At 73.1% G+C, this 5374-nt stretch carries 5 protein-coding genes and 1 pseudogene; all 6 read left to right on the forward strand.

The genetic code is table 11. From position 1 onward, the window contains the following. Positions 1-1731 (forward strand): HEAT repeat domain-containing protein (locus G4D87_RS33135; RefSeq protein ID WP_163786686.1); only part of this gene is annotated, 1731 nt, incomplete at its 5' end. A 9-nt stretch (positions 1732-1740) separates the two neighbouring features. Next, entirely contained in the window at positions 1741-2613 is an 873-nt protein-coding gene (locus tag G4D87_RS33140; RefSeq protein ID WP_163786687.1) for a CheR family methyltransferase, read from the forward strand. Next, positions 2610-3647 carry a protein-glutamate methylesterase/protein-glutamine glutaminase gene (locus G4D87_RS33145; RefSeq protein WP_163786688.1) on the forward strand — a complete coding sequence of 346 codons (1038 nt, stop codon included), beginning with the start codon at positions 2610-2612 and terminating at the stop codon, positions 3645-3647. The genes G4D87_RS33140 and G4D87_RS33145 overlap by 4 nt, the downstream gene beginning before the upstream one ends. Before the next feature lie 41 nt (positions 3648-3688). Then, positions 3689-4069 carry a response regulator gene (locus tag G4D87_RS33150; protein ID WP_163786689.1) on the forward strand — a complete coding sequence of 127 codons (381 nt, stop codon included), beginning with the start codon at positions 3689-3691 and terminating at the stop codon, positions 4067-4069. Positions 4070-4085: 16 nt separating this feature from the next. After that, positions 4086-4835, forward strand: a complete 750-nt coding sequence (locus G4D87_RS33155) for an ABC transporter ATP-binding protein (protein WP_163786690.1) — start codon at positions 4086-4088, stop codon at positions 4833-4835. After that, positions 4832-5374, forward strand: a pseudogene (locus G4D87_RS33160) (putative ABC exporter domain-containing protein); the annotation flags it as partial. The gene G4D87_RS33155 and the pseudogene G4D87_RS33160, both read left to right, overlap by 4 nt.

The following is a 5374-nucleotide window of genomic DNA, read 5'->3' on the forward strand; positions in this document are numbered from 1 at the left end:
CTCGCGGGGCTGGGCGGTGCCGCGTTGGGCCCGTTGGTGGGCCTGCTGGCCCATCCAGACCCGGACCAGCGCAAGTTCGCCGCGGACATCCTTGGACACCTGGGGCATCGCGATGCGGAGCTCCCACTGGTGCGGTCGCTCTCGGACGCGGACCTCAACGTGCGCGTGTCCGCGGCGGAGGCCTTGGGTCGCATCGGCGGCGCGCGGGCCGTCACCGCGCTGGAGTCGTTGCTGGCGGAGCCGGAGCCGCTGCTTCGCCTGTCCGCCCTGGAAGGGCTGACGCTCCTTCAACATGCGGCGCCCCTGCCGGTGGTGAAGGCCTTACTGGCGGACCCTCGGCTTCAGCGGAGCGCCTACCGGATGCTGGGCCTCATTCCGGAGGCGGACGCCACGGTGCGCATCTGCCTGGGCCTGACCTCGGAGCTGCGCTCGGTGCGAGAGGCGGCGCTGTCCGCGCTGGGGACCCAGGCCTCGCGAGCCGACGGCGCGCGGCGCGGGGACTTCGAGGCGGTGGTGCGTGAAGCGCTCTGGCCCCTGCCCGGCGTGACGCCGCGACTGGCCGAGGCGCTGGCGTCCGAGGACGTCCTGGTGCGCGCGGGCTCGCTGGTGGCGGTGGCCTCGCTGGGGGATGCGTCGCTGGCCGTGCCCGTGGCGGAGTGCGCGCGCGAGGCGCGGCTCCTGCGTGAGGTGCTGCAGACGCTGGGCAGGCTGGGGCCGGAGGGCGGGCGCACCTTGCTTCAGTGCCTGCAGGACCTGTCTCTGCCGGCGCGGGCCGCCGCGGCCGAGGCGCTGGTGGACCTGGTCGACGCCGCGGCGGTGGCGCCGCTGTGCGCGCTGCTGGAGTGGGTGGAGGACGAGCTCCGCGCGGTGGTGGTGCGGGCCTTGGGGCGCACGGGCGCGGCCCTGGCGGTGCCTCCGCTCGTGGCCCTCCTGGAAGAGCCGTCCCTGGCGGGTGCGGCGACGCGCTCCCTGGCCGGGCTGGCGGAGTCGTGTCGGCCGGCGGTGCTGGCGGCGCTGGAGGACGCGGTGGCGCGCAGGGCCACGCCCGCGGCGGTCGCCGCCCTGGCCCGCGTGGGCGGCGTGCCGGCCCTGCCCACTTTGAAGCGGCTGGCGCGGGACGAAGAGCCTCGCTGGCGCGCGGCGGCGGTGGTGGCGGCGTGTGAGCTGGACGGTGACGTCGGCCGGGAGTGGGTGCGCGCGGCGCTCGCGGATGAGTCCGTGCCGGTGCGCATCGCGGGCACGCGGGCCCTGGCGCGGCTGGGCGGACTGGACGTGGGCGCGCTGCTGTCCCCGGTGCTGAGGGACGAGGACCCCTCCGTGCGGGTGGCCGCGGTGGAGGCGACGGGGGACTGCGGTGCGTTGGACCGGGTGCCGGACCTGGTGGCGCTGACGCGGGACGCGGACGGCGCGTTGGCGGTGGCCGCGGTGCGGGCCCTGGCGCGGCTGGGCGCGGCGGGCCCAGGGGTGCTGCGGGAGGCCGCGGGCCATCCGGACGTGGAGGTGGTGAAGGCGGCGCTGGAGGCGGGGGCGGAGTCGTCGGCCGGGGTGACGCTGGCGCTGTCCCTGCTGCGTCATGCGCGCTGGGACGTCCGCGCGGCGGCGGCGCGGGTGCTGGGAGATTCGGCGGGGCCGGAGTGTCTGTCCGCCGCCCGGGAGGCGCTGGAGGCGGAGTCGGACGCCCTGGCGCTGCGCGCCCTCACCGACGCCGTGGAGCGCCTGCTCCGGCGCTGAGAGGCCTCCATGGCACGCTTCGACGACGGACGTCCGGAGATGTCAGCGGAGGAGTTCCGTCTCCTCCGGGACCACGTGTATTCGCACTGCGGCATCCTGGTGCACGAGGACATGAAGTTCGTGATGGAGCGCCGGCTGTGGCCCCGGCTGGAGCTGCTGGGGCTGCCGGACTACGGCGCGTACCACCGCTACCTGCGCTACGACGCCCACCGGCACGCCGAGCTGGAGGCGGCCGTCGAATCCCTCACCACCCACGAGACGTACTTCTTCCGCGAGCCCACGCAGCTCAAGGCCTTCACGGACGAGCTGCTCCCGGTGGTGGCGCGGCGCAACGCGCGGCTGCGGCGGCTGCGGGTGTGGTCCGCGGGGTGCTCGTCCGGGGAGGAGGCCTACACGCTGGCGATGCTCCTCAAGGACAGCCGCCGCTTCGACGACTGGGACGTGGAGGTCCTGGGCACGGACATCTCCCGGCGCGTGCTGGCCATGGCGCGGCGAGCGGAGTACGGGCCCTCCGCGCTGCGCGCCACCTCGCCGGAGTTGCTGGAGCGCCACTTCGTTTCGCTGGGCAACAACCGCGTGCGCGTCCGGGACGAAGCGCGCGCCTGGGTGTCCTTTGGCCACCACAACCTGCTGGACGAGGTGGGGAGCCAACTGGTGCCCCGCATGGACGTGGTGTTCTGCCGCAACGTGCTCATCTACTTCGACCTGGCGGCGCGCCGGAAGTTCCTGCGCATCGTCCGGGACCGGCTGGTGCCAGGGGGGCACCTGCTCCTGGGACACTCAGAGAACCTGCTGAACCTGGGCTCGGACTTCGAGTTCGTTCACCTGCGCGGGGACCTGGTGTACCGGAGGCCGGAGCTGGACGAAGGAGCGCGTCGATGAGCAGCAAGGACGTCATCTCCGTACTCGTGATTGACGACTCGGCCCACAACCGGCGCACCCTCTCCACGATGCTGGAGTCGGAGCCGGACGTGCGAGTGGTGGACCGCGCGGCGGATGGCGAAGAGGGGCTGAAGAAGGTCGTGGACCTGAAGCCGGACGTGGTGACGTTGGACCTGGAGATGCCGAAGCTCGGGGGCTACACGTTCCTCCGCCTGCTGATGCGCACGGCGCCCACGCCCGTCATCGTCATCTCCAGCTATTCGCACCGCTCGGACGTCTTCAAGGCGCTGGAGCTGGGGGCGTTCGACTTCATCGCCAAGCCGCAGCACCCGACCTTCGACGCCATGGAGGCGCTTCGGGTGGAGCTGCTGGAGAAGGTCCGGGCGGCGCGGCACGTGCGCCCCGGCTACCGGCACGCGGCGCCAGGGGCTCGCGCCATGACGGTGGCGGGCGAGCCGCCGCTGGTGGTGGCCGTGGGCGCCTCCACGGGCGGCCCCCCGGCGGTGCAGCGGGTGCTGGAGGGCCTGGCCGTGGAGCCCACGCCGTGCGTGTTGGTCTGCCAGCACATGCCGCCGCAGTTCACCCGCGCCTTCGCGGACCGGTTGGACCGCATCGGCCCCTTCACCGTGACGGAGGCCCGCGACGGAGACCTGGTGGAGCCCGGGCACGTGTACATCGCTCCGGGAGGGCGGCACCTGGTGGTGGCGGAGCGGGGCTCCCGGCTGGAGCTGCACACGCCGCCGTCCACGAGCGTGGACAAGTACGCGCCCAGCGTGGACCGCCTCTTCGCCAGCATGGCGCAGGTGCTGGGCGCCAAGGCCCTGGGGGTGGTGCTGACAGGCATGGGCGCGGACGGCGCGGAGGGCGCGCGCGAGGTGCACCGCGCGGGCGGCGAGGTCTGGGCGCAATCGGAGGAGACCTCGGTGGTGTTCGGCATGCCGGGCGAGGCCATCGCCACCGGGGCGGTGAAGCGGGTGATTCCACTGGGTGACATCGGCCCGGCGCTCGCGGCCCTGGCGCGGCGGCGGCGCTGAAACTCCGGCACGGGGCGCACGGGTGCTAACGTCCGCGGCCCATGACGCAGCAGATTCGAGCCTTGGTGGTGGATGACTCGCAGGCCATGCGGCGCAGCATCATGTACGCGCTGCAGCGCCTGTCCGGCGTGGTGTGCACCGAGGCGCAGGACGGCGCCGAGGGCCTGAAGAAGCTGACGCAGGGCCGCTTCGACCTGGTGCTCACGGACATCAACATGCCGCTGATGGACGGGCTGAAGCTCATCCGCCACATCCGGCAGGCGACCGAGCACCGCAACGTCCCCATCATCGTCGTCACCACGGAGGGCGCGGCGGCGGACCGGGAGCGCGCGATGAAGCTGGGCGCCAGCGCGTACCTGGTGAAACCCGTGCAGGCGAAGGTCGTGCTGGATACCGTTCGGGACCTGCTGAAGCTGGACTGAAGGCGAGCGCGCACGAATGGATTCCGTCCTGCGGGTGGAGGGCCTGGAGAAGGCGTATGGCGAGGTGAAGGCCGTGCAGGGGCTCGCCTTCGAGGTGGCGCCTGGCGAGGTGCTCGGACTGGTGGGGCCCAACGGCGCGGGGAAGACGTCCACGTTGCGGTGCCTGGCGGGCATCCTGCCGCCCAGCTCGGGCCGCATCCTGGTCGCGGGGCATGACTTGTCGCGCACGCCGGTGGACGCGAAGCGCGCGCTGGCCTTCCTGCCGGACGAGCCGCGCTTCTTCGAATACCTCACGGTGTGGGAGCACCTGAACTTCACGGCGCGGCTCTACGGCGTGGAGGACTGGGAGGCGCGGGGCCGCGCGCTGCTGGAGGAGATGGAGCTGACGGGCAAGGAGAAGTCCCTGCCGGGCGAGCTGTCGCGAGGCATGAAGCAGAAGCTGTCCATCGCCTGTGGCTTCCTACACTCGCCCAAGCTCATCCTCCTGGACGAGCCGCTCACCGGCCTGGACCCCATCGGCATCCGGCGGATGAAGGCGTCGCTGCGGCGCCGGGCGGAGGAGGGCGCGGCCCTGGTGCTGTCCTCGCATCTGCTGCCGCTGGTGGAGGAGCTGTGCCACCGGCTGCTCGTCATCGCCGGCGGCAAGGCGGTGGCGCTGGGCAGCCTGGATGACATCCGCGCGCGGCTGAGCGGCGCGGAAGGGGAGCACGCCTCGCTGGAAGAGCTCTTCGTCCGCATCACCAGCGCGGGGACGCAGGCGCCGTGAGCTTCCCTCGCGCGGTGGCCTTCCTCTGGGCCGCGACCTGGCGCAACCGCATCCGGCGGCAGTTGGAGCGGCTGCGCAAGCCGCGCTACCTGCTGGGCGCGCTGGTGGGCGCGGCGTATCTCTATTCCGTCTTCTTCCGGCGCCTGGACTTCCGGGGGCCGGTGGGCCCGGTGTCGGAGGGCGTGCGGCTGTTCGCCGAGCTGTCCCTGGTCGGCTCCGCGCTGGGGACGCTGTTCGCCGCGTGGGCGCTGGGCAGGGACCGGCCGTCGCTGAGCTTCTCGGAGACGGAGGTGGTGCAGCTCTTCCCCGCGCCCGTCCCGCGCCGGGCCCTGCTGCAATACAAGCTGGTGCGGGGGCTCGTGGGCACGTCGCTGGGCGCGCTGTTCGCCACGCTGTTCCTCGGGCGGACCCTCAGCCCGCATCCCGTCCTCTTCTTCGTGGGGGCGTGTCTGGCATTGGGCACGCTCTATCTGCACTCGACGGCGTCGTCGTTCGTGCGCACGCGGCTGGCGGCGTGGGGCCCCTGGGGCCAGGGGGGC

Source organism: Myxococcus vastator (genome assembly GCF_010894475.1).
GTDB lineage: Bacteria > Myxococcota > Myxococcia > Myxococcales > Myxococcaceae > Myxococcus > Myxococcus vastator.